21 protein-coding genes are annotated in these 22,437 nt (G+C 57.4%); 4 read left to right on the top strand and 17 right to left on the bottom strand.

All coding sequences use genetic code 11. The features are described from left to right. Window positions 1-59: 59 nt before the first annotated feature. The 7 genes from QP381_RS00195 to QP381_RS00165 form a co-directional block, all read right to left on the bottom strand. Window positions 60-299: an RNA-binding protein gene (locus QP381_RS00195; protein WP_006681183.1), complete on the bottom strand. Its 240-nt coding sequence runs from the start codon at window positions 297-299 to the stop codon at window positions 60-62. 2 nt (window positions 300-301) lie between these two features. After that, the gene (rpsP, locus tag QP381_RS00190) at window positions 302-790 is read right to left on the bottom strand and encodes a 30S ribosomal protein S16 (protein WP_103631881.1); all 489 of its coding nucleotides are present in this window, start codon (window positions 788-790) and stop codon (window positions 302-304) included. A gap of 227 nt (window positions 791-1,017) precedes the next feature. Continuing rightward, the gene (locus QP381_RS00185; RefSeq protein WP_006681185.1) at window positions 1,018-2,124 is read right to left on the bottom strand and encodes an amidohydrolase family protein; all 1,107 of its coding nucleotides are present in this window, start codon (window positions 2,122-2,124) and stop codon (window positions 1,018-1,020) included. Then, complete coding sequence (gene ffh, locus QP381_RS00180; protein ID WP_285067323.1) at window positions 2,121-3,713, bottom strand: signal recognition particle protein; 1,593 nt, start codon at window positions 3,711-3,713, stop codon at window positions 2,121-2,123. Before ffh ends, QP381_RS00185 begins: the two co-directional genes overlap by 4 nt. Before the next feature lie 154 nt (window positions 3,714-3,867). Continuing rightward, window positions 3,868-5,145, bottom strand: coding sequence for a signal recognition particle-docking protein FtsY (gene ftsY / locus QP381_RS00175; protein WP_285067322.1), 1,278 nt, complete (start codon window positions 5,143-5,145; stop codon window positions 3,868-3,870). A gap of 88 nt (window positions 5,146-5,233) precedes the next feature. Beyond that, window positions 5,234-5,578 (bottom strand): hypothetical protein, encoded by a 345-nt coding sequence (locus QP381_RS00170; protein ID WP_050998791.1) that lies wholly within the window; start codon window positions 5,576-5,578, stop codon window positions 5,234-5,236. A 117-nt stretch (window positions 5,579-5,695) separates the two neighbouring features. Then, window positions 5,696-7,576, bottom strand: a complete 1,881-nt coding sequence (locus QP381_RS00165) for an RNA polymerase sigma factor (RefSeq protein ID WP_285067321.1) — start codon at window positions 7,574-7,576, stop codon at window positions 5,696-5,698. A 198-nt stretch (window positions 7,577-7,774) separates the two neighbouring features. Between QP381_RS00165 and QP381_RS00160 the strand changes: the two genes are divergently transcribed. Next, on the top strand, window positions 7,775-8,875 hold the full coding sequence (locus QP381_RS00160; RefSeq protein WP_285067320.1) for a polyprenyl synthetase family protein: 1,101 nt from the start codon (window positions 7,775-7,777) through the stop codon (window positions 8,873-8,875). A gap of 104 nt (window positions 8,876-8,979) precedes the next feature. On the opposite strand, the gene QP381_RS00155 is transcribed toward QP381_RS00160, so the two are convergent. Beyond that, on the bottom strand, window positions 8,980-9,330 hold the full coding sequence (locus QP381_RS00155; protein WP_006681191.1) for an Rv2175c family DNA-binding protein: 351 nt from the start codon (window positions 9,328-9,330) through the stop codon (window positions 8,980-8,982). A gap of 120 nt (window positions 9,331-9,450) precedes the next feature. Between QP381_RS00155 and pknB the strand changes: the two genes are divergently transcribed. Further along, on the top strand, window positions 9,451-11,493 hold the full coding sequence (pknB, locus tag QP381_RS00150) for a Stk1 family PASTA domain-containing Ser/Thr kinase (RefSeq protein WP_285067319.1): 2,043 nt from the start codon (window positions 9,451-9,453) through the stop codon (window positions 11,491-11,493). Between the two features lie 302 nt (window positions 11,494-11,795). Here the strand turns inward: pknB and QP381_RS00145 are convergent, their stop codons facing one another. From QP381_RS00145 to QP381_RS00135, 3 genes are all read right to left on the bottom strand, one after another. After that, window positions 11,796-13,211 carry a class II 3-deoxy-7-phosphoheptulonate synthase gene (locus tag QP381_RS00145; RefSeq protein ID WP_179369715.1) on the bottom strand — a complete coding sequence of 472 codons (1,416 nt, stop codon included), beginning with the start codon at window positions 13,209-13,211 and terminating at the stop codon, window positions 11,796-11,798. 8 nt (window positions 13,212-13,219) lie between these two features. Beyond that, a complete protein-coding gene (locus QP381_RS00140; RefSeq protein WP_103631887.1) occupies window positions 13,220-14,437 on the bottom strand; it encodes a pyrophosphate--fructose-6-phosphate 1-phosphotransferase in 1,218 nt (405 codons plus the stop codon). A gap of 125 nt (window positions 14,438-14,562) precedes the next feature. Beyond that, entirely contained in the window at window positions 14,563-15,381 is an 819-nt protein-coding gene (locus tag QP381_RS00135; protein ID WP_006681195.1) for a lysophospholipid acyltransferase family protein, read from the bottom strand. Window positions 15,382-15,430: 49 nt separating this feature from the next. On the opposite strand from QP381_RS00135, the gene QP381_RS00130 reads away from it, so the two are divergent. After that, the gene (locus QP381_RS00130) at window positions 15,431-16,177 is read left to right on the top strand and encodes a 3'-5' exonuclease (protein ID WP_285067317.1); all 747 of its coding nucleotides are present in this window, start codon (window positions 15,431-15,433) and stop codon (window positions 16,175-16,177) included. A gap of 149 nt (window positions 16,178-16,326) precedes the next feature. On the opposite strand, the gene trpD is transcribed toward QP381_RS00130, so the two are convergent. The 6 genes from trpD to QP381_RS00100 all read right to left on the bottom strand — a co-directional run bounded on the left by trpD (window position 16,327) and on the right by QP381_RS00100 (window position 21,735). Further along, complete coding sequence (gene trpD / locus QP381_RS00125; RefSeq protein WP_179369719.1) at window positions 16,327-17,388, bottom strand: anthranilate phosphoribosyltransferase; 1,062 nt, start codon at window positions 17,386-17,388, stop codon at window positions 16,327-16,329. Continuing rightward, the gene (locus QP381_RS00120; RefSeq protein WP_006681198.1) at window positions 17,385-17,780 is read right to left on the bottom strand and encodes a response regulator; all 396 of its coding nucleotides are present in this window, start codon (window positions 17,778-17,780) and stop codon (window positions 17,385-17,387) included. Before QP381_RS00120 ends, trpD begins: the two co-directional genes overlap by 4 nt. A 119-nt stretch (window positions 17,781-17,899) precedes the next feature. Further along, on the bottom strand, window positions 17,900-18,895 hold the full coding sequence (locus tag QP381_RS00115) for an FKBP-type peptidyl-prolyl cis-trans isomerase (protein ID WP_285067316.1): 996 nt from the start codon (window positions 18,893-18,895) through the stop codon (window positions 17,900-17,902). A gap of 13 nt (window positions 18,896-18,908) precedes the next feature. Then, window positions 18,909-19,262 carry an iron-sulfur cluster insertion protein ErpA gene (gene erpA / locus QP381_RS00110; protein ID WP_285067315.1) on the bottom strand — a complete coding sequence of 118 codons (354 nt, stop codon included), beginning with the start codon at window positions 19,260-19,262 and terminating at the stop codon, window positions 18,909-18,911. Between the two features lie 113 nt (window positions 19,263-19,375). Next, a complete protein-coding gene (locus tag QP381_RS00105; RefSeq protein WP_285067314.1) occupies window positions 19,376-20,362 on the bottom strand; it encodes a glycerate kinase in 987 nt (328 codons plus the stop codon). Then, window positions 20,359-21,735, bottom strand: a complete 1,377-nt coding sequence (locus tag QP381_RS00100; RefSeq protein WP_006681202.1) for a M20/M25/M40 family metallo-hydrolase — start codon at window positions 21,733-21,735, stop codon at window positions 20,359-20,361. Before QP381_RS00100 ends, QP381_RS00105 begins: the two co-directional genes overlap by 4 nt. A gap of 101 nt (window positions 21,736-21,836) precedes the next feature. Here QP381_RS00100 and QP381_RS00095 point away from each other — a divergent pair, with 101 nt between their 5' ends. After that, a complete protein-coding gene (locus tag QP381_RS00095; RefSeq protein WP_006681203.1) occupies window positions 21,837-22,430 on the top strand; it encodes a DUF3043 domain-containing protein in 594 nt (197 codons plus the stop codon). Window positions 22,431-22,437 lie beyond the last annotated feature (7 nt).

Below are 22,437 nucleotides of genomic sequence, written 5' to 3'. Positions count from 1 at the left end.
ATAAAACAGTGGAGGGGCTCAAAACTGAGCCCCTCCACATGAGTTGTGTTTGCGAGCGCTTACTCGCGATCCGTGTCGACAACGTCAACACGAATAGGACCGCGCGTTGAAAGAGCGCCCATCACCGTGCGCAGAGCGCGAGCGGTGCGACCGCTACGACCAATCACACGACCGAGGTCATCGGGATTGACCCGAACCTCAAGGAGGTGACCGCGTCGCATGGAACGAGCCGAAACCCGAACATCTTCCGGGTGGTCGACGATTCCAGAGACGAGGTGCTCAAGCGCATCAGCCAGCATGATCAGGCTTCCTCGCCAGCTTCAGCCGGAGCTTCTTCAGCTTCAGCTTCTGCTGCCTTTGCTTCAGCCTCGGCAGCTTCAGCAGCGGCCTTTGCTTCTGCTTCAGCCTCTGCCTTTGCAGCTGCCTGAGCAGCCTTCGACTTTTCGGCTTCTGCTTCTGCAGCCTTGACAGCTTCAGCAGCTGCGCCAGCCTTGTCAGACTCGGCAACCTTGACGCGGGAAACCGCATCCTTCTTGCCGTTGAACTTTGCGATGTCGCCGGTCAGGACGAGCAGGTTACGAACCTGGTCGGACGGCTGTGCGCCAACACCCAGCCAGTACTGAGCGCGAGCCGAGTCGATGCGGATGATTGACGGGTTCGGCTGTGCGTCGTACAGACCGATCTCTTCGATGACGCGACCGTCACGCTTCTTGCGCGAATCGACGACGACAACACGGTATGCGGGAGCGTGAATCTTGCCCACGCGCTTCAAACGAATGCGAACTGCCACTTGTGTGGTCACTCCTGTTTCTAGTTCAGAGTTGGAACGTGCACTTCCCCGGTGGGAAACACAGGTCAATGTTTGTTCCGGGACGCGGTCAAAGAAGGTGAGAGGGTCCTTCAGTGCCCGAGTACGCCCTCAATTGTGCCATAGTTGGCGCCCGATGCCCCAAATCTGGGGCTCATCACACGCTTCAACCCGCCGTGGAATCGGTCACGTCCGAAACAAAGCGCAATTCAAGAACGCGAATAAACCAGCTGCCCATTGATCACGACATGGTCGGGCTGATCCAATGCACCGCTTGTTCGCGGATCCTCGCGGTAGATCAGAAGATCCGCACTGGCACCCGGACTCAACTGCTCAAAGTTCAGTGCAATGCGGGACTTCCATGTGGCGACATCGATCAGTTCTAAGCGCGATACTCCCCGATCCAGCCAGAGTTCAAACTCTTTACCGATCGTCCCATGCTCTTGGTAGCCACCAGAATCAGTACCCATCACCAAGGTGACGCCGAATTCCCGGAGCATCGCGAAATGCTCGCGACGCTCGTCGTACATACGAGACATGGTCGCACCGTATACGGGGTATTTCGCTCCGGCCTGATCAGCGAAGTCCTTGAACAATTCAACTTGAAGTAGCGTCGGAGTGATCAGCACTCCCCTGCGCGCGGCCTCATCTGCTTGATCCGCGTCCATGCCCGTCGCGTGTTCAATGTCGTCGACGCCCGCTTCAAGAAGCGAGTCGATCGTCGCGTGAGCGAAGGAGTGAACCGCCACTTTCGCACCGTTTTCGTGGGCAGCTGCAACGGCATCGACAAGAACCTCCGTCGGCCACAGCGGCTCGAGGTCAGAATCTACACCATTCGAGCGATCAATCCAGTCGCCGACCAGTTTCACCCAGCCGTCGCCCCGTTTCGCCTGCTCAGCGACGAGGTCCGGAAGATCAGCGAGATTCTCACAGTCGATGGGCATGCCACGAATGTATCGCTTGGGACGAGCAATATGACGTCCTGCTCGAATCAGTTTCGGCAGGTCATCGCGTGAATCCAACCAACGATTATCAACGGGAGCGCCACAATCGCGCAGAGCCAAGACACCCGTGTTCCTCTGGGCACGCGCCTGTACTTCTTGCTCTTCAAGGCCCACGGGCCCATCTGATCCAACGCCAATATGGGCGTGAGAGTCAACGAATCCAGGCACCGCAAAGCCGGTGAAGTCCGAACCTGTCGTCCCGGCCTCGTCGATCATGGTGATGCCGGAAGGATCAATCTTCCACGAACCGGTTGTCCACGACGCCGGTGAGCCGGAGGTCGCGGACCAGAGTAGCGATCCCTGAAAGATCACTTGAGGCCGGCCATCATGCGCTTGATGTCGTCTGGCAGATCATCCATCGACGGACGAGCTGTTGGTTCGGGAGCAGGCGCACCGCCGAATGCGGATCCTGTAGCGGGAGCAGACGAACGTTGCTCGGGCGGAAGAAGAGCCTCAAGCTCCTGCTGGCGACGCTTCGCAGGATTACCGGAACGTGCCTTCTTCTTGACCTTCGCACGCTTTGCCTGAGCGGCACGCGCATTCGCCTTCTGCTTCGCCTTACCGCCCTGGCCGGGCATGTTACCGAAGCCGGGCATTCCGCCCATCTGGCCCATCTGGCCCATCATGGCCTTGGCAGCTTCAAAGCGCTTGACCAGCGAGTTCACCTCAGCAACCGTTACACCGGAGCCTCGTGCGATACGCGCACGACGCGAACCGTTCAACAGCGAAACATCTTCGCGTTCCGCTGGCGTCATCGAACGGACAATCGCCTCAATACGGTCGACCTCGCGTTCATCGAAGTTTTCAATCTGCTCGCGAATCTGGCCTGCGCCAGGAATCATGCCGAGCATCTTCTTCATCGAGCCGAGCTTCTTCACCTGTTGCAACTGCGAGAGGAAGTCACCCAAAGTCAGTTCGCCGGCCATTGCCTTTTGCGCCATGCGCTCAGCTTCTTCGGCGTCCAGCTTCTTTTCTGCCTGCTCGATCAGGGTGAGGATGTCGCCCATATCGAGGATGCGTGACGCCATACGGTCAGCGTGGAAACGCTCAAAGTCATCGAGGTTCTCACCCGTGGACGCGAACAGGATCGGTGCACCGGTCACGCCTCGCACGGAGAGCGCAGCACCACCGCGGGCATCACCGTCGAGCTTCGACAGGACAACACCGGTGAAGCCCACGCCATCGCGGAACGCGGTCGACGTTTGGACGGCATCCTGACCGACCATCGCGTCAAGCACGAACATGATTTCGTGCGGTTGAACAGCATCGCGGATCGCGACAGCCTGAGCCATCATTTCTTCGTCGACACCCAAACGACCCGCGGTATCGACGATGACCACGTTAATGCCGTTTTCAATCGCGTGGTTCAGACCCGAGCGTGCGACCTGCACCGGATCGCCAACGCCGTTACCGGGTTCGGGCGCCCACACGTGAACGCCAGCACGCTCACCCACAACCTGCAACTGGTTCACTGCATTCGGGCGCTGAAGGTCAGAGGCAACAAGAAGAACGGACTTGCCTTCTTCGCGGAGCCACTTACCGAGCTTTCCGGCAAGCGTCGTCTTACCGGCACCCTGCAGACCAGCAAGCATGAAGACCGTCGGACCACGATCGGCAAACTTCAGTTCACGAGTTTCGCCGCCCAGAATCTCAACCAGTTCCTCGTTGACGATTCGAATGACCTGCTGTCCGGGATTCAGTGCCTTCGAACGCGCCGCACCGTAGGCCTTCTCACGGACCGAGTTGGTGAACTGACGGACAACGGGAAGAGCAACATCAGCATCAATCAGGGCGCGACGAATCTCTGAAATTGTCTGGTCAACATCTGATTCGGTCAGCACACCACGAGAGCGAAGCTGTTTAAAAGACTGAGTCAGCCGATCCGACAGATTTCCAAACACGTTGAGTCTCCCAAAAGGTGGAAAGCAAAAAGGGTACGAGGCCACGACCTCGTTGAGTGGTCAAAGCCTATCGCACGCGGGCTATCACAGCCGTATGCGAGGCAGCCCTCACACAGCGTGAGACTGACCCGCCTAGCGTGCAACTCGAAAAATGTCAGCCATTCACGATGGCGTCAACGAAGCCCTGCGGATCGAACGGAGCAAGATCGTCAGCGCCTTCACCCAGGCCAACGAACTTCACCGGAACACCAAGAGCCTTCTGCACGGAGACAACAATGCCCCCCTTTGCAGACCCATCAAGCTTGGTCAGGACAATGCCGGTCACTCCAACAACTTCAGCGAAAACCTCAGCCTGCTTCATACCGTTCTGACCGGTGGTCGCATCGAGGACCAGCAGAACCTCGTTGACGGGAGCCTGCTTTTCCATGACACGCTTGACCTTGCCAAGCTCATCCATCAGCGTCGACTTCGTCTGCAGACGACCAGCGGTATCAACCAGCACGACATCAATATTCTTGTCTGCGCCAGCCTTGAGCGCATCGAAAGCAACCGAAGCCGGATCTGCGCCCTCGCGGTCAGAAGCAACGACCTCAACACCAACACGCTCGCCCCACGTACCCAGCTGTTCGCCGGCAGCAGCGCGGAAGGTGTCAGCTGCACCCAGCAAAACGCTCTTGCCTTCGGCAACGAGAACGCGAGCCAGTTTGCCAACGGTCGTCGTCTTACCGGTGCCGTTCACGCCAACCATCAGGATCGATGCGGGAAGCTCACCTTTGTCGCCCTGACGATCAAGATGCAGGCTACGATCCATCGCAGGATCAACCAGCGCAAGAAGCTCTTCGGAAAGAAACCTCTTAATGGAATCAGTGTCGTGAACACCTTCGACAGCCACACGATTCTTTAGTGCCTCAATCAGCGTGTCGGTCGCTTCAAGACCCAGATCAGCGACAAGAAGCGTATCTTCGACTTCTTCCCAGTCAGCGGCTTTCAGCTCACCACGGGACAACACCGAAACGATAGCCTTGCCCAGCGTGCCCGAACGCGACAGGCGCGACCGCAGGCGAGCCATACGGCTCGGCAGTGATTCAGGAACCTCAACTGACAGTTCAGGTGCTTCGACAGTCTCTTCAACAGGTGCTGCCAGCTGGTCTTGCCCGCCATCTACGACAGGGGCAGACGTCGGAGCGCACAAGGCGGCCTCGTCGATCGGCGACGGACTACCGCGCGCATCAGGTGCATCTGCGGGGACCTCATCCGCAGGAGTTGTCGGTGCGGCCGTAACTGGCGTGGCCGGAGTAGCAGGCGTAATAGTCGGCATGGACTTCTTCGAGCTACGCGCAACTCCAATACCAATGCCCACGATGACAACGACGAGCAGTGCAATACACGCAATGCCCGCCGGAGAGCTTAAAAATGAAAGAACAGCGTCCATGGGCTCATCATCTCCCATGGACGCTATCAAGTTCCACTTATTGGTTGAACCTAACGGAGTCGAACACTAGTGGCACGCTAGGCAACGTTTACTCGGCCGAAGATTCCTTGCCTGCCTTGCGGTGCTCCTGCATCGCTTCAAAACGATCCGTCACACGCTCAATACGATCAACGCCGGGCAACCGATCCGCATCAAAATACGCGTTCTTCATCGACGACGTATCACCCATCAGATCCGTCAACGTTGTCGAGTGAGGTGACACGGGATCGGCATCATTTTCGGGAGCATTCGTCAGCTTCTCACGCTGGTCACGAAGATGTTCCTGCCAAACGGACGCAGGGCGACGCTCAAGTGCCAAACCAACGATCACCGCAACAGCGATAACCACAACGAGCAGAAGAACAAAGGCCATGATGAGAAAACCCGAGAGCATGTAACTATGTTCTAACTGTTCGAGCCCGCCCGCCACCTCACACTTAGTGACTTCATCGTTTCGTGACCATGAGATGACTCACCGCAACGTTACTGAGATAAGACAAACGCGAGGTGATCAGTCGAGGTAATCGCGAAGCACCTGGCTACGCGACGGGTGACGCAACTTCGACATCGTCTTCGACTCGATCTGACGAATACGCTCGCGCGTCACGCCATAGACCTTGCCGATCTCATCCAGGGTCTTCGGCTGACCATCGCCCAGACCGAAACGCATCGACACAACGCCAGCTTCACGCTCCGACAGGGTGTCGAGCACGTTGTGGAGCTGTTCTTGAAGAAGCGTGAACGACACAGCGTCGGCGGGAACGATTGCTTCAGAGTCTTCGATCAGGTCGCCGAACTCAGAATCGCCATCTTCACCCAGCGGAGTGTGAAGCGAGATCGGTTCGCGACCGTACTTCTGAACCTCGACGACCTTTTCGGGCGTCATGTCGAGTTCCTTCGCCAGTTCTTCCGGCGTGGGTTCACGACCAAGATCCTGAAGCATCTGGCGCTGGACGCGAGCGAGCTTGTTGATGACCTCAACCATGTGGACAGGAATACGGATCGTGCGAGCCTGGTCAGCCATTGCACGCGTGATCGCCTGACGAATCCACCAGGTTGCGTAGGTGGAGAACTTGTAGCCCTTCGTGTAGTCGAACTTCTCAACTGCACGAATCAGACCGAGGTTACCTTCCTGGATCAGATCCAGGAACTGCATGCCACGACCCGTGTAACGCTTAGCCAGCGAAACGACCAGACGCAGGTTTGCTTCCAGCAGGTGATTTTTCGCCAGCTGACCGTCGGATGCCATGAAGTGCAGCTCACGACGTTCCTTCGCCGTCATCGAATCGGCTTCGTTCTTCAGCTTGTATTCAGCGTAGAGGCCAGCTTCAATACGGCGGGCAAGGTCAACTTCCTGCTCTGCGTTCAGCAGCGAAACCTTGCCGATCTGCTTGAGGTAGTCCTTGACCGGGTCCGCGGTTGCGCCCGCGACGGTCACCTGCTGGACGGGCTCATCGGACTCGTCGGAGTCGGAAACGACGAAACTCCCCTTCGTCTTTGCCTTCGACGTTGTTACCTCAACGACTGACGGCTTAGGCTTGGACTCTTCATCTTCCTCTTCAGATTCGTCTTCAGATTCCTCTTCATCATCTGACGTATCGTCGCCATCTGTGTCTTCAGTATCGTCGAGTTCTTCTTCGTCGTTCAGATCGATATCAGCATCGTCGATATCGTCTTCAGTCTCTTCTTCAGACTCTTCAATTGCCGGTTCTTCGACCTTGGGCTCGTCCTTCTTCTTGCGACGAGTCGTCTTCTTTGCAGGCTTGTCTTCTTGAGCCTCTGTAGCCTCTGCAACCTTCTTGGTACGACGCGTAGCTTTCTTCGCGGGCTTACCTTCTTGGGTCTCTGCACCCTCGACGGTCTTCTTGGTCGTGCGACGAGTTGCCTTCTTCGTGGACTTGTCTTCTTGAACCTCGGCAGATTCGCCGTCCTTCTTCGTGGTGCGACGAGTCGTCTTCTTTGCCGGTTTTGCGGGCTCTTCCTGGGTAAGCGGAGCCTGCGCGTCGGTTGTAGGAGCATCACTAGAAGCGGCTTCAGCGGTCGCCTTCTTCGTGGTGCGACGCTTGGTCTTCTTTGCAGGAGCCTTGGTGGCTTCAGCTTCAGACGAAGCCTTTGCAGTTTCGTCGGCGACCTTCTTCACGGTACGTCGAGTCGTTTTCTGAGCAGGCTTCTCTTCGGGAGCGACGTCGCCAGCTTCCGTAGTCTTCTTCGCCGTGCGGAGCGCGGTCTTCTTTGCGGGAGCCTTGGTAGCTTCGCCTGTAGCCTTTTGAGTCGCAGCCTTCGAAGCACGCTTCTTCGTTGCTGGTGCGGTCTTTTCTACCTCTACTGTTTCGTCAACCCTGCTGGCCTTGGAAGTAGTCTTGGACCCCTTGGTAGTGCTCGATCCGGCCACACCTATCCCTTTCGCAGAAAATGGGGACTTCTTCGCGCCGATTCGGGCGCTGAAAACCTACTTTTAATTATAGTCCGATAGTGCAAATTTTCCTGATGAACTCACCTGTCAACCCCTATTTTTAATGATGTAGCTCACCAAAGGCGAAACAATAATGACCAGCACCACATTTACACGTGTCACGCTACAGTGTGACCTATGGAAACACTTACCGCACGGTTCGCCGAACTCCGCCCCACCATCGACAATGCGACTCACGATCATCTGATCGCGTTGATGGATGAAATCGGCACGTCACGAGTCTCGGATGAATTTACTCAGACCTGCGTCGCCTCGATCCAGTCAGGCAAGCGTTTCCGCGGACTTCTGGCATATTTCGGGGCTTCGTTGGCCTTGCAACGTCCGCTGGATGATCCGGATCTTGACCTTTCGGCGTTGGCAGCCGGCCTTGAGCTCTACCAGGCCTCAGCATTGGCGCACGACGATCTCATTGACCATGCTGTTACCCGTCGCGGAGCCCCCACTCCCCATGTTCGCCTTGCTGAGATTCATCGCGATAGGGGCTGGGAAGGGTCTGCAACCGCATTCGGTGCCGCCGGCGCCGTTCTTGTCGGTGACCTGCTGTTCTCCGCCGCCCAGGCCGCAGTCAATTCTCAGTGCTCGCTGTTGGCCCCAGAGCGCGCCTTCTTGCTCATGCAGCGTTTTACGACGATGCACGCGGAAGTGGGCTTGGGGCAATACCTTGATATCCGAGCAGAAAATCTTCCGTTGGACGTCGAAGATAACGTTGCCATCAGCGTCGAGGATGTCATGGAGGTTGTCCTCCACAAGAGCGCGCATTATTCGATCGTCCACCCGGCGATTCTCGGGGCGATTGTCGGCGGTGGTTCACCCGAGCTGATCCAGGCGTTGGACTCCATCCTCACTCCGTGGGGTATCGCTTTCCAGCTTCGCGATGACGATCTGGGGATCTTCGGCGACCCGGCAACCACGGGCAAGCCTGCCGGCGATGATCTGCGTGAGGGCAAGCGAACCGTATTGCTTTCTTTGGCGTGGTCTCATGCGACTGTAGACGAACGTCGCACTCTGCTCGGAGTGCTCGGCGACGAGGATGCTTCGGATGAAGCGATTGCCCAGTGCGCGACGATTATTGAAGAACGCGGTCGACGCGCCCACGAGTCGCTGATCGATTCTCTAGTGAAGGAAGGCCATCGCGGTTTTGACGCCTATCCATTCACTGAAGATCAGCGTCGCGATCTGACCGAGTTGGCTGAGATCATCACCGCCCGTACGGCGTAACCAGTCACCTTACGCGTTCAGATTTGCCTTCTGTGATAATGAAAAGAACGAGGCAACGCACATGGCGAGCCTCGTTCTTTGTTCAAGCGCGGGTCGGAATAATCTCAGAACGCCAGAGTTGAGGCGATTGAATTGACCTTGTGGTGGCGCCCCTTCAACAGGGCTTCCATGGGCGTTTCACCGAGTTCGTCTTGAACGGTGTACAACCAAGCAGCCGCTTCTTCGGGCGTAAAACCGTCGTCCTCCAGAAGCGTCAGCGTGCCAGGAAGGCTGAACAGTGGCTCCCAGCCGTTTGCACCTAAGACAATGATTTCGCGAGGAATCGCAGGCTTTCCGCTCTCGCCCTTCACGGCAAACAAAACATGATCACGCACAAACTGCTTGATCCGGCGTTCTTCGACGCCCAACAGACGACCGGCTTCTTCAAACGAAATAGTTTCCACATTCTGGGTCATGTTCTCAGCCTAGCCGTCAAACGCTCCCCCGGCCTCGTCTCGAGGCACTGAGCGCACGAACTCACATGGCGCGCCGTCTTGCGTACGCCCACTACGGCGCCCCTCTAATACAATCCGAACGTGACCGATTTTGATTCAGACCGACGCACCCCTGACGCTGGTTCGCAGCCGACTGAACGCCTGCAGACCCTACCAGGGCATCGTGTTGCACCTGAATCACCCGAGCCCAACGATCTTTCATCCCCTACGAGCGACCAGATTGATCCGCTTCTAGGAATGCTTATTGACTCGCGCTATCGCGTCATCCGCCTGCTGGCTCGCGGCGGAATGGCAACCGTGTACGTGGCACAAGACGAACGCTTGGAGCGCCCGGTTGCTTTGAAGATCATGCATCCGCATCTTGCCCAGTCACAGGATTACGTTGCTCGTTTCCGTCGCGAAGCGCGATCCGCTGCCCGCATCATTCACCCCGGTGTCGTCTCGGTTTTCGATCAGGGTGTTGTTGCTGGTCAGGGATTCTTGGTCATGGAACTCATCGACGGACCGACCCTTCGCACTGTCTTAAACGAGCAAGGTTCTTTTACCGTTGGGCAAACACTGTCCTACGTTCACGACGTTCTTGACGCACTCCGAGCCGCTCATCGTGTTGGTGTGATCCACCGCGACATCAAGCCAGAAAACGTCCTTGTTCCCGCAGATCCGCCTGCTCGCGTGACCGATTTTGGTTTAGCACGCGCGGCCTCTGAAGTGTCACTTTCGACCACTGGTTCAATGCTGGGAACCGTGGCCTACATTGCTCCGGAAGTTGCCCTGTCACACGACGTTGATCAGCGCACCGACCTTTACGCCGTTGGCATCATGGCGTTTGAAATGCTCACGGGTTCAGTGCCGTGGGAAGGCGAAAATGCTATCCAGATTGCTACGCATCATGTGAATGATCCCATTCCGATGCCGTCGGCTCTGGTCAGCTGGTTGCCTCGCGAAATTGATGACTTTATTTCAGCGTTAGCTGCAACGAATCCTGATGAGCGACCAACAGACGCCGGTGAAGCACTTGAGCTCCTCGCTCGCGTCGAAAGTGGACTGCCGGAAGAAATCCTTGCTCGTCGAGCCGACGTTGCACCAAAGGTTGCCTCTTCTGCGGGAGAAACTGCCACTTGGGAGCATCTGGGTGTGACGTCTTCACTTCCCCCGAATGGTCATTCCACGTCCCGCACTGTTGTCCAGGCCGCTGGAGTGCAAGGAGCGATGCATTCTCCAAAAAAGAATCGCCGTTCGTTCATCGGCAAGTTCCTGGCCATCATTGCCTTCGTCTCTATCATCGGTGGTGTAGGTGGCTGGTGGTGGTGGAACGAGTATGGCCCCGGCTCATACTTGACCATGCCTCAAACAGCTGGGCGTTCCTCACAGGCCGTGAAGTCAGAGCTCGCAGCTCTTGGGCTTGGAGTGATTGAAGAGGAAGCGTTCTCTGACACCGTCCAATCCGGTATCGTCATTTCTTCTGATCCCGGTGGCGGGCAGCCTGTTCACAAGAACGCAGAGGTTCGCGTAACAACCTCCAAAGGCATCGATATGCGAGCTGTGCCCGATCTTGTTGGAAAGAACAAATCTGAGATTGAGACTGTGCTCACCGATGCTGGTTTAGCCGTGGGCACAATCAACGAAGAGTATTCGGAAGAGGTTGCCAAGGATATCGTCATTTCTCAGTCCTTGGATCCCGATACGTCGATCCCCCACGATACGAAAATCGATGTTGTTGTCTCGAAGGGTCGAGAACCACTGACGGTTCCGGACCTCATGGCGATGAGTAGCGCTGATGCTCAGGCTGCGATCGAGGCACTGGGATTGGTCGCGTCGCCAAGTGAAGAGTACTCGGACACTGTCGCCGAAGGCTCCTTGATTTCTCAGACAACAGCAGCTGGCACGACTCTCTATAAGGGCGACAAGGTCGAATATGTCGTTTCCAAGGGGCCAGAAACAGTTGAAGTCCCCTCCATTACGGGTAAGCAGGAAGCTGAAGCGAAACGAATCTTGGAAGCTGCCGGCCTGAATGTCACGGTTCAACGCGTGCTCGGTGGCTTCTTCGGGACCGCGCGTTACACAGATCCCGGTGCTGGCACGGTTGTGAAAAAGGGATCGACGGTCACCCTCTTCATCGTGTAGTCGATAGCTCTGCATAGAGCTTCTACCGATACAGCTTCCACTGTGGCTCTCACTACAGCTGGCAGAAGCGTTGACGGTGTCACTCCAACGCCCGACACCCATACTTCGACAAACTCCGCCACGTCACACCACGCCCCCGTCCAAGAACACGAACACAACCAGGAAAGCGCCCAAAAATGGGGTCCGCTCCACGCAACCCCCACACCATCGCCACACACGACCAAAGCCACCAGAACAAGGCCGCGCCCGCCAAGCAATACGATGCTTGTGCGGGCACGGCCTTGTTGTATCGGGACTAAGATTTAGAGATCGCGACGCAAATACTCTGCGACTTGGAATGCCATTTCTAGCGACTGCTGGTGGTTCAAACGTGGATCCACCAGGGTCTCGTAGCGCTTCTGAAGCGACTCATCGTCAAGCTTTGCTGAACCACCAATAACTTCGGTGACATCGTCACCGGTCAGTTCAACATGGATGCCACCCGGGACGGTTCCTGCTTCATCATGGGCATCGAAGAAGCCTTTCACTTCCTCCATGATCGTTTCAAAGCGACGCGTCTTGTATCCGGTCGACGAGGTGATCGTATTGCCGTGCATGGGATCGGTAATCCAGGTGACGGGGCGACCGTCAGCCTTCGCAGCGCTCAGCAACGGAGGAAGATTTTCAAGAATCGTACCTGCACCCATGCGAGTGATGAATGTCAGACGTCCTTCTTCCCCTTCGGGATTCAATCGATCCATCAATCCAAGCAGATCGTCGGGGGTCGTTGTAGGACCAACCTTGACGCCGATCGGGTTACGCACACGTGCAAGAAGCTCAATATGAGCACCTTCAAGATCACGTGTACGTTCCCCTACCCACAAGAAGTGACCAGATGTGTCATAGGGCAAGCCGTTACGCGAGTCGATACGCGTCATTGCTGACTCATATTCAAGCAGAAGTGCCTCGTGCGACGAATACAGATCAACGTCACGCAGTGAATCAAAGTCAACACCGGCGGCCTGCATGAATTGGACGGCGCGGTGGATCTCTTCAGCCAACGACTCGTAGCGTGCGTATGCGGGGTTCTGCGTAAAACCACGGTTCCAGTGGTGAACCATGCGCAGGTCAGCGTAACCACCCTTCGTGAAGGCGCGAATCAGATTCAGCGTCGACGCAGCATGGTGGTACGTCTGAAGAAGACGATCCGGATCCGGGATACGCGCTTCGGGCGTGAACTCGTAGGAATTCACCGCGTCTCCTCGGTACGACGGAAGAGTCACGCCGTCGCGGGTCTCCATGTCGGAAGAACGCGGTTTCGCATATTGTCCGGCGATACGACCAATCTTCACAACGGGAAGCGAAGCACCGTATGTCAGGACAACCGCCATCTGAAGAAGCGCCTGAATCTTTAGACGCAGGTGATCAGCGGTGGATTCTGCGAAGGTTTCGGCGCAGTCTCCACCCGTGAGGACGAAGGCTTCACCGCGTCCCGCAACTCCCAACCAGGTCCGCAGATCGTCCACTTCACCAGCAAACACAAGCGGTGGCTGGCGACGCAAGGCTGTTGTTACGTCTTCGACTGCCTGCGCATCCGGGTAAGTCGGTTGTTGCAGGGCTTCACGGCTACGCCATGAGTCCCACGGCGCGTCCGTACCGGCTTCTGGAGCTACGAGATTCTCCGGGTCGCGGCACGCCGGGTACTGTGCGAACCGTGGCGTGCCGCGACCGGGATTCATAGGAAAACTCACTGTGCAGCGGGCTTCACTTCCTGGCCGATCTCGGCCATCATGTCGAGGAACCACTTCTGAGAAATATCGAAAGGCTTGCCACCGGCAATACGCGGGAAGGCGATTGCGGTCAGGCGGTCACCGTTTTCTTCATCGTGGCCGATAACGCCGGATTCGCCCTTGAGAGCGCATTCGACAGCAAGATCAGTCATGGACTTGATCAGGCGCAGGTCCTCAGCGTTTGCACGCGAAGAACGTGAGAAGTAGCCCGACTTCTGGACCATGACCTTCTCAGCGTCAATCTTGGATGCGAACTGCTTGGCGAACCACTGGCCGGGGTTGATGGTGTCGAGCTTGACGTGGCCGAAGGGATCGCGTTGGACCTCAACGCCAGCTGCTTCCATTTCAGCGATGATCTCAGGAACGCCTGCACCCTCGGAGAGGAAGATGTTGACGTTGCCCTGCTCATCCATGATGGCCTTGAGGCGCTTGGCCTCGGCGTCGATGTCGAGTGCCATTTCGGGCAGGAAGACAGCGTGGATGTCCCAGCGTTCCTGCGACAGGCCGATGGAGGGAACCCATTCCTGGGTCTTCAGCCAGTTGTGGTACTCAAGCGAACCAGCAGCGGTCAGCCAACCGCAGTGCCGACCCATGATTTCATGGATGATCAGCATGCGGGGGTTGGAGCGGTGCTCGCCGATGACGTTCTGTGCATACTCGGAGACTTCTTCAGCGGCGGTCCATGCACCCAGGGACTGACGGATCGGCACAACGTCGTTGTCGATCGTCTTGGGCAGGCCGACGACCGTCAGGTGGTAGTCATGTTCTTCGAGATAGGCAGCAAGATCTGCAGCCGTGGTGTTGGTGTCGTCACCACCGATGGTGTGCAGGACGTCAACGCCATCCTTACGGAGCTGCTCAGCAGCCTTTTCAAGCGGGTTTTCACCTTCGGCGACAAGGCCACGCTCGACGAGGTTCTTCGCATTGGTCAGCTTGACGCGCGAGTTACCGATCGGGGAGCCACCGAAGCGGTGAAGGACGCCAGCATGCTTACGAGCTTCTTCGTCAACGACGACGAAGTTGCCGGTCAGCAGACCGTGGTAGCCGTTCTGGTACGCGATAATCTCGATCGAAGGATCGATTTCGTTGTAGCGCTCAATGAGGCCACCAACAGCGGAAGAAAGACACGGAGCGAAGCCACCGGCGGTGAGCAGAGCGACGCGACGAACCGACATGGAAACACCTTTCAGCGTTGGAACAAGTGCGGTCGGACGACACGCACCTCAAACACCACTAGTTTAAAGCCACAGTGGAGTTGGTATGGGGGTCGCCCGTCCCATGGACGGGCGTGCACACGCATTTATTCTGCGTTTTCACCCATATGAGGATCCGTTTCTCTGGATTCTTCTTCGGGGCGATGAGGTACCTCGACGATCGGAGCGGTACGCCCGCCGGGGCCGGGTCGACCATTCGTGGGAACCGGGCCGTCGAACTTTCCGTCGGCGGCAAGCTTCGCCTTCACGTCTGCTGCATAAAGGTCAACGTATTCCTGACCCGAGAGCAGCATCAGGTTGTACATGATTTCGTCCGTGATGGCGCGCAGGACGAAGCGATCCTTGTGGAGACCCTTGTAACGGGAGAAATCCAGGGGTTCGCCGATGACCATGCCAATGTTGGTACGCGACGGGATTTTCTGGCCGATCGGTTGAGCAGCGTGCGTGCCGATCATCGCGACGGGAATAACTGGGGCTCCGGACAGCAGGGCAAGTCGAGCAACACCCGTTTTACCGCGGTAGAGACGACCGTCGGGCGAACGGGTTCCTTCGGGGTAGATGCCGAAGAGTTCACCGCTGGCGAGGCGGTCAAGACCGGCCTTCAAAGCACCTTCGGATGCGCGACCGCCCGAACGATCAACGGGAATTGTGCCAACGGCGCGCATGAATTCCTTCGTGACCCAGCCTTTTGCACCGGTACCCGTAAAGTAGTCGGCCTTACCCATGAAGACGACCTCACGGTCGAGCATCATTGGCAGGAAGACAGAATCCCACACCGCGTTGTGGTTTGAGGCAAGAATTGCCGGCCCGGAGGTCGGGATATTCTCTTTGCCACGAATCCACGGCTTGTATGCCGCCTTCAGGATCGGACTTCCGGTTGCCTTCAATGCTTGGTAGAACGCCACGGCCCCTCCACGAGGTTCGAAGGTGAAAACACGAACTATGCTTAACTCTATGCCCACTTCACGCGATATGTTGGCAGGCAACGACGCTATCTCAGATTCAACGGACAGGCGTGCGAATATCGTTGCACAGGTGCGCACGTGTCTGAGCCAAGCACGTCAGATACGCGACGGCGCATCACCCATAATCAGTGGGCTGTCTTTTGCTGATACGACGTACGTTGTCGTTGATCTTGAGACGACGGGGCTTGGCAACGATGACCAGATCACCGAAATTGGTGCGCTTAAAGTCCACGGTGGCCAGGTACTTTCTACTTTCCAGTCGATGGTGAACCCACTGCGTCCTATCCCTGAAATCGTCACGACTTTGACAGGTATTACCGATGAAGACGTGGAGGGCGCTCCGACTGTTGACCAGGTCCTCCCCCAGTTCTTGACGTGGATCGACGACGGTGAGCCCGCGCAGGTTTTCGTTGCTCAGCACGTTCCTTTCGATCGCGGTTTCCTGCTGAGAGCATGCCAGCAGACAGGTCTTAAATGGCGACCTTTGCCCTATTTCGACACGTTGACTCTTGCCAGGATTCTGCTTCCAAAGCCTGAGGTTCCCAGTCATCGCCTGGGTGCTCTAGCCGATTATTTCGATGCTCCCGTAGTGGAAGCACACCGTGCTTTGGCTGATTCCTACATGACGTTGCATGTACTGGACGGGCTTACGCGCATACTCGAAGACATGGGAGTGACCAGCAGCGACGATATTGCTCTCTTGTCGACGCCAGGCGAAGAGTTGAGTGCCTACTAGCACGTCGGGGTACGAGGCACATCATTGAGCTTTCCCTTTAACAAAGCCACAAGGTAAGGCGACAGAACCGAAAAACCGGGCGGACACCTGATATTGTCCGCCCGGCCTCGTACATTCTTCATCGCACCAAGGTGCACGATGAGCACAACTCAGGCTGACGCGAGTTCGATCCAGCGGTTCAGCAGATTCATGGCACGACCATCATTCATGGCATCGCGTGCCATCTGGATACCAACGCCGAAACGCTCGACCAGCGAGCCATCGCCAGGACGCACGCCCTGAGCCTTGCCGTATGCGATCAAACCACCCGCGGTGTTCAGCGCAACCGCGTCACGAACAGCCTTTCGGCCACCGCCGAGCAGGATTTCTCGGACGACAACAGCGTTATCGTCTGGGTCGCCACCGCGAAGGTCTCCGATTGCTGCAGGATCCATGTCGAAGTGTTCGGTCGGGTCGAACTCGCTATGAGTGACTTCGCCGTCGCGGATCTCCCAGATCTCATTCACGTCAACCGTAGAGAGTTCATCCAAGCCGGTTTCCTTGCCTCGGAACACCAGAGCAGACGCGCCACGATCAGCAAGAACGCCGGCCATCAGGCGAGCATTCGTCGGATTCGACGAGCCGATCGCGTTCGAGGTCACCTTCGCGGGGTTCGTCAGCGGGCCAAGAATATTGAATGCTGTCGGGAACGCCAAGGAACGACGAACTGGAGCGGCAAAACGCATCGACGGGTGAACCTTGTTCGCGAATAGGAACGCGATGTTCAGTTCATCGAAGATCTCGCGCATGTGCTCGGTCTCGTGGTTCAGGTTCACACCCAAGGCTTCCATCACGTCGGCACTCCCCGACTGGGAGGTCGAGGCGCGGTTACCGTGCTTGATCAGCGGAGTACCAAGGGAGGCCAGAACGATTGCTGACATGGTCGAAATGTTGACGGTCTTGTAGCCGTCACCACCCGTACCGACAATATCAAGAGCGTCGGTGGGCAGGTCAACGCTGACCGCGTGGTCCTGCATAGCGTCGGCAAGACCACGGATCTCGGACACCGTTGGCTTTTTGATGACCATAGCGGTCAGGAAGGATGCCAGGCGTGATTCGCCAAGCTCACCACTCATCACCTGGTCCATCATCCAGTAGGAGCTGTCGTAATCCAGGTCCTTACCCGAGATGATGTCGGCGATCAGTCGAGCCCATTCGAAAGATTGACTCACTGGCGCGCTTTGCGCAGAAGGTCTGCAACGGTTTCCTGCAGCTCGATCGGATCAAGGGGATCCGAAATAGTTGCCGCAGCGCCCGCCCAGGTAGCAAGCCAGGAATCCTGCTGGCGTGCGGTCAGGAAGATGATCGGCGGAACTTTCTCTACCGTGTTCTTCAGTTCCTGAGCGACGGACATACCACCTTCCTTGGTGGTTTCAGCATCGAGGATCAGAAGATCGAAATCGTTGTTTTCCACCAGTTCCTTGGTGCCGAAGGGGGTTGCAGCTTCGGACCATTCGATGGTCGGCAGATCCTTCGCAGCACGGATACCAACACCGTTGACAACAGCATGGCGCTTATCAATGTCGGCGCTAAAAACCAGGATGCGTGCGGTCATTTCGCTCACGATCTTCTCCCAATGGTTGGATGCCTGTACGGCCTCGAAATTTTTAACCGGGTCTATTGTATGCGCTAGTGGGCGATCCACCGCTTGGTGAACCGCCCACTCAAACGAGTTGCGTCAGACTATCGGTGTGCCTTCATCACTCCGATAACGTCCAGAACGAAAACCTTCGGGGTGATCGTCTGCGTTGAGTCCGACTGAGCACCGGACTGGGCAGACTGCTGAGCAGCTGCGCTTGCACCGGCGATGTACAGGAAACGAGTACCAACAGTCTTCCCTACCACCTTCAGGTCGGCGGCATCTGCGGTGTACTTGTTTGTGGTGTCAGACCACGTCGACTGGATCTGAGAGGCATCACCGAACGGGGCAGCCAAACCGCGATAGAGAACAATGTCGCCGTCTTCGATGGTCTCACCGATACCGGTGTAGATATCAATCGATGCGTCTTCGGTGGGGGCAGCGCTTCCTTCGGTGAAGGACAGAGTAGGTTCGACCGCTGGGGCGCCTTCAACGCTGATGCCGGCGGGCAGTTCGTTACCGGTAGCGGTAGCGTTCTTCAGGCTTTCCTCATCAATAGAAACGTTCGATGTGGAATCAAGCAGGTCGACAACGAAAATCAGCGTGGAGTTGGCGGGAATCGATGCGGAATCTTTGTCTCCGTACGCCCAGGTTGCGGGAACAACCAGCTCAACGCGGTCGCCAACGTGCTGGGTCGCCAGGCCGTAGGTCCATCCGGGGATCACCCGGTTCAGAGCGAAAGCGATCGGCTTACCGGTTTCGAAGGAGGACTCAACCTTGGTGCCGTCCCAGAGAGCGAGCTCGTAGTTGACGTAGACGGTGTCGGTGAGCTGAACTTCAGCGCCGTCACCTTGAACGAGGGTCTTGACGTAGACCTTGTCGGTCGGAGCGTCGCCTTCGCCGGCGGAGATTTCAGTGTCTTCACCGTATCCGCCCGTTGTTGCCGGGAAGTTGAAGTCGCCGTCACGTTCAACCTCGGGGATTGATGTGCCCGATTGGGGTGAGGCAGACTGCGGGGCGTCAGTAGAACCACACGCTACTAGACCAAGGGAAACGGTGATGGTGAGGACGGCTGCGGCCACCTTATGCATAATCTTCATGTTTGCTTTCGGCTCAGTGGAAGGATTCACCACATGCGCAGGTGTTCTGCGCGTTCGGGTTGTCGATGGTGAAGCCCTGACGTTCGATCGAGTCTGCGAAGTCGATCGTTGCACCGGTGAGGTACGGAACCGACATGCGGTCGACGACAACCTCAACACCGTCGAAGTCGCGCACGGCGTCGCCGTCGAGCAAACGGTCATCGAAGTAGAGCTGGTAGATCAGGCCGGAGCACCCACCGGGCTGAACGGCGATGCGCAGGCGAAGGTCGTCGCGACCTTCCTGTTCGAGCAGGCTCTTCACCTTGGTTACTGCAACGTCCGTCAACGTCACTTCGTGTGCGGGTGCTTCGATGCCGGTGTCAGACATGATGCTCCATTCGTTTGAAAAAACTCATTAACAATTGTTTAGAGTACGTGCGTTCGTCGCGTTGTGCCACGGCAGGGGCGCGCGTGGACGCTACGGGTGAGAAAACTAACCGACTATCGCGCCCACGTGCGCGCGATTCGTTCTCCAGCTTCACCCAGGGTGAGCGCCCCATCGGTAAGGAATTGCCCATGCAGACCCCACTGGGCACGTTCGTGCGCGGCAAGTGATGATTCGGCTGCGAGTGCCACGACCGGTAAAGCGTAAAGCCCTGCCACGTCCGTGATCACATCCAGTGATGCGTCAGCGAGCGACGGTGAATGTAAGCGCGGTTCGGCGACGATGACGAGGTTCGCATCTGCGAGCGCAGAATCAAGGTCGCAAATGGCACGCAAGAATTGGCCGGTGGGAACAATTCGTCCCCCCAGTGCACCGACAATCGCGCCGATTCCACCGGCTGCACCGGATCCGGGAGCCGTGCCCCAGTTGGTGGGAGCGGCCTCGTCCCCCGTGGGGGATGCCAAAAGGTTACGCTTCTCTTTCGTTGAAAGAACACGGGTCAGCATCGAAGTGAGCTGAAGGTTTTGCGATGTGCGCGCCTCAAGGTCGACGCCGAGCGCCAGCACGGATGACAGTCCCAGCAGTGGCCTCATCGACGAGGCCGCGACCACCACATCACGACCGGCGATTGTGGCGCGGGCAGTATCGAGCGCACGTCGCAGCCGGTCTTCAAGATCCGGACCATCGCTCAAATCGACGTTGGATAGGGCGCTCAAAAACCCGAATCCGCAGTCAACGTCAATCGAATGGGCGCCTTCAATAAGCGGGGTGAGCCCGCCGTCAAGGGCATCGAGCGTGCGCTGGCCCGCGTCGAACGTGGATTCTTCGTGGATGGGAACGACGATCGGTGCCCAGCCGGTGGCCTGCGCTTGCGCGAGTGCTTCGGTGAAGGCAACGCCAGCTCCAAAAGGAACAAGGCGAATATTCCAGTCGGGTTTGCGCGCGCTAAACCCGTCAGCGCAGGCATGTAAAGCAGCCAGCGTTGACGGGTATGCGGGGTCACCGCCGGTCCAGTGCCCGGCGATGACCAGTGTTGAACTCACAGTTGGGGCAGACGCGTCAGGAGCAGTGCTTCAGCAAGAATCGCTGCACGCAGGTCCGGGATCGACTGCGACTCGTCTTCGGAGTGCGCGTTCGTGAGCGGATCCTCAACGCCGGTCACGACCACCTGAGCGTGAGGGAACAGGCGCTGGAAGTCGGTGATGAACGGGATCGAGCCACCCACACCAATGTTTACAGACTTCACGCCCCACGCATCCGACAGGGCCTCGTGCAGAAGCTTCGTGACGGGTGAATCCATATCCGCTTGGTAGCCGTTTCCGGCTTCGTTGCGGGTGATCTCAAGGTGGGCGCCGAACGGTGCGTGCGACTCGAGGTGCTCGATAAGACGATCCATGGCCTCAACCGGATCCTTGCCCGGGACGACGCGCATCGACAGGCGGAAGCGAGTGTGCGGAGCTATCGTATTCGACGAGTTCGACACGGGGCACGCGTCAAAACCGATGACGGAAACGCTGGGCTTGGTCCACACGCGGGCGGCCAGATCGCCACTACCGGCAAGCTGAACGCCGTCAAGCAGGCCAGCCGCTGCGCGGAACTCATCTTCTGGCCAATCCACGTCAGCCTTATCGGAGCCACCAAGACCCTCGACAACCAGATCGCCCTTCTCGTCGTACAGGGACGAGATAAGCATGGCAGCGCAGGTCACCGAGTCCAGCATCGGGCCACCGAACATACCGGAGTGAACCGCGTGGTCAGCGACAGTCAGGTCGACGGTGCACACGGAGTTGCCACGCAGGGTCGAGGTGACGGCGGGCTCGCCGACCTTCCAGTTATCGGAGTCGGCGACGACGATGACGTCAGCCTTCAGCTTGTCCTTGTGGGTTTCAAGGAAGGTCGTAAACGACGGGGAACCGATTTCTTCTTCGCCTTCGATAAAGACAACAACATTCACCGGCAGGCGATCCTTCAACAGCGACATCGCACCGAAGTGAACGATGACGCCGGCACCGTCATCCGAGGTGCCTCGACCGTAGATGCGATCCCCGCGAACCTCGGCAACAAACGGGTCAGATGCCCAGCGGGACACATCGCCGGTCGGCTGAACATCGTGGTGGGCGTAAAGCAGAACCGTCGGTGCGCCCTCAACCTTCGGGCTGGTCGCCACGATGGCGGGCTTACCTTCCACGCCTTCGGGCGTGGTGACGCGAAGAACCTCGGCGTCAAAACCAAGCGATGCGAAGCGCTCACACACGTGTGCGGCGCTACGAGTCAGGTCTTCCTGGTGCGCAGGATCGGAAGAAACCGAAGGAATTGCAACCAAAGTCTTCAATTCATCAAGGAAAGAATCGAAGGAGGAATCGAGCAAAGAATTGAGTTCATCTCGCGACGGCGCGAGTGCAGATGTTTCAGACATGACTCTTACATTACTGGACGAAATGAGCCTTTGGCGCTTTCATCAGTTAGCCTGTGTACGTATTTCATGCACCCATCACTGGCATTCAAAGGGGATTACAGGTGTCCGAAGCCGAAAAGCAGAACGAAACGACCGGCAAGAAGGGACGTCCCACTCCGAAGAGGAAGGACGCTCAGGCGCGTAATTCTCACCCGCTGGTTCCCGCTGATCGTAAGGAAGCAAAGCGTCAGGCACGTGCCCAGCGCGATGCGCAGTTCAAGCGTGAGCAGATGGCATTGGAGACCGGCGACGAACGCTACCTGCCCGTCCGAGACAAGGGTCGCGTGCGTCGTTTCATCCGCGATTACGTCGATGCACGCTGGTCGTTCTCTGAGTTCCTTCTTCCCGTGATGGTGATCTTCCTGATCGCGATGATGGGGGTTTCCCTGATCCGTTCGCTTCCAGCTAACGTCACAAGCATCATGATGATCTCGGTGACTGTCGCGCTCTACGGCCTATTCCTGATCTCAATCATCGAAGGCGTTGTTGTGTGGCGCACGCTGAAGCGTCGCATCGGCGAGCGCTACCCGAACGATCAGATTGCAGCGCGTTCGTGGTACTACTGCTTCTCGCGCATGATCATGGCTCGCCGTTGGCGTAGCCCTCGTCCGCAGGTTGCGCGTGGTGAATTCCCGGGTAAAAAGAAGATCAAGTAACCCGGTT

The organism is Pauljensenia sp. UMB6358, from assembly GCF_030216865.1.
Taxonomy (GTDB): domain Bacteria; phylum Actinomycetota; class Actinomycetes; order Actinomycetales; family Actinomycetaceae; genus Pauljensenia; species Pauljensenia turicensis_A.
Note: the sequence above shows the minus strand (reverse complement) of the source record. Positions and strands in the feature narration are given on the sequence as shown.

Bases quoted from the DNA above. Each gene is read 5' to 3' on its own strand.
- QP381_RS00195 (WP_006681183.1), bottom strand. From the start codon at position 299: ATGCTGGCTGATGCGCTTGAGCACCTCGTCTCTGGAATCGTCGACCAC.
- ftsY (WP_285067322.1), bottom strand. From the start codon at position 5,145: ATGGACGCTGTTCTTTCATTTTTAAGCTCTCCGGCGGGCATTGCGTGT.
- QP381_RS00170 (WP_050998791.1), bottom strand. From the start codon at position 5,578: ATGCTCTCGGGTTTTCTCATCATGGCCTTTGTTCTTCTGCTCGTTGTG.
- QP381_RS00160 (WP_285067320.1), top strand. From the start codon at position 7,775: ATGGAAACACTTACCGCACGGTTCGCCGAACTCCGCCCCACCATCGAC.
- QP381_RS00155 (WP_006681191.1), bottom strand. From the start codon at position 9,330: ATGACCCAGAATGTGGAAACTATTTCGTTTGAAGAAGCCGGTCGTCTG.
- QP381_RS00145 (WP_179369715.1), bottom strand. From the start codon at position 13,211: ATGAATCCCGGTCGCGGCACGCCACGGTTCGCACAGTACCCGGCGTGC.
- QP381_RS00140 (WP_103631887.1), bottom strand. From the start codon at position 14,437: ATGTCGGTTCGTCGCGTCGCTCTGCTCACCGCCGGTGGCTTCGCTCCG.
- QP381_RS00130 (WP_285067317.1), top strand. From the start codon at position 15,431: ATGCCCACTTCACGCGATATGTTGGCAGGCAACGACGCTATCTCAGAT.
- QP381_RS00115 (WP_285067316.1), bottom strand. From the start codon at position 18,895: ATGAAGATTATGCATAAGGTGGCCGCAGCCGTCCTCACCATCACCGTT.
- erpA (WP_285067315.1), bottom strand. From the start codon at position 19,262: ATGTCTGACACCGGCATCGAAGCACCCGCACACGAAGTGACGTTGACG.
- QP381_RS00100 (WP_006681202.1), bottom strand. From the start codon at position 21,735: ATGTCTGAAACATCTGCACTCGCGCCGTCGCGAGATGAACTCAATTCT.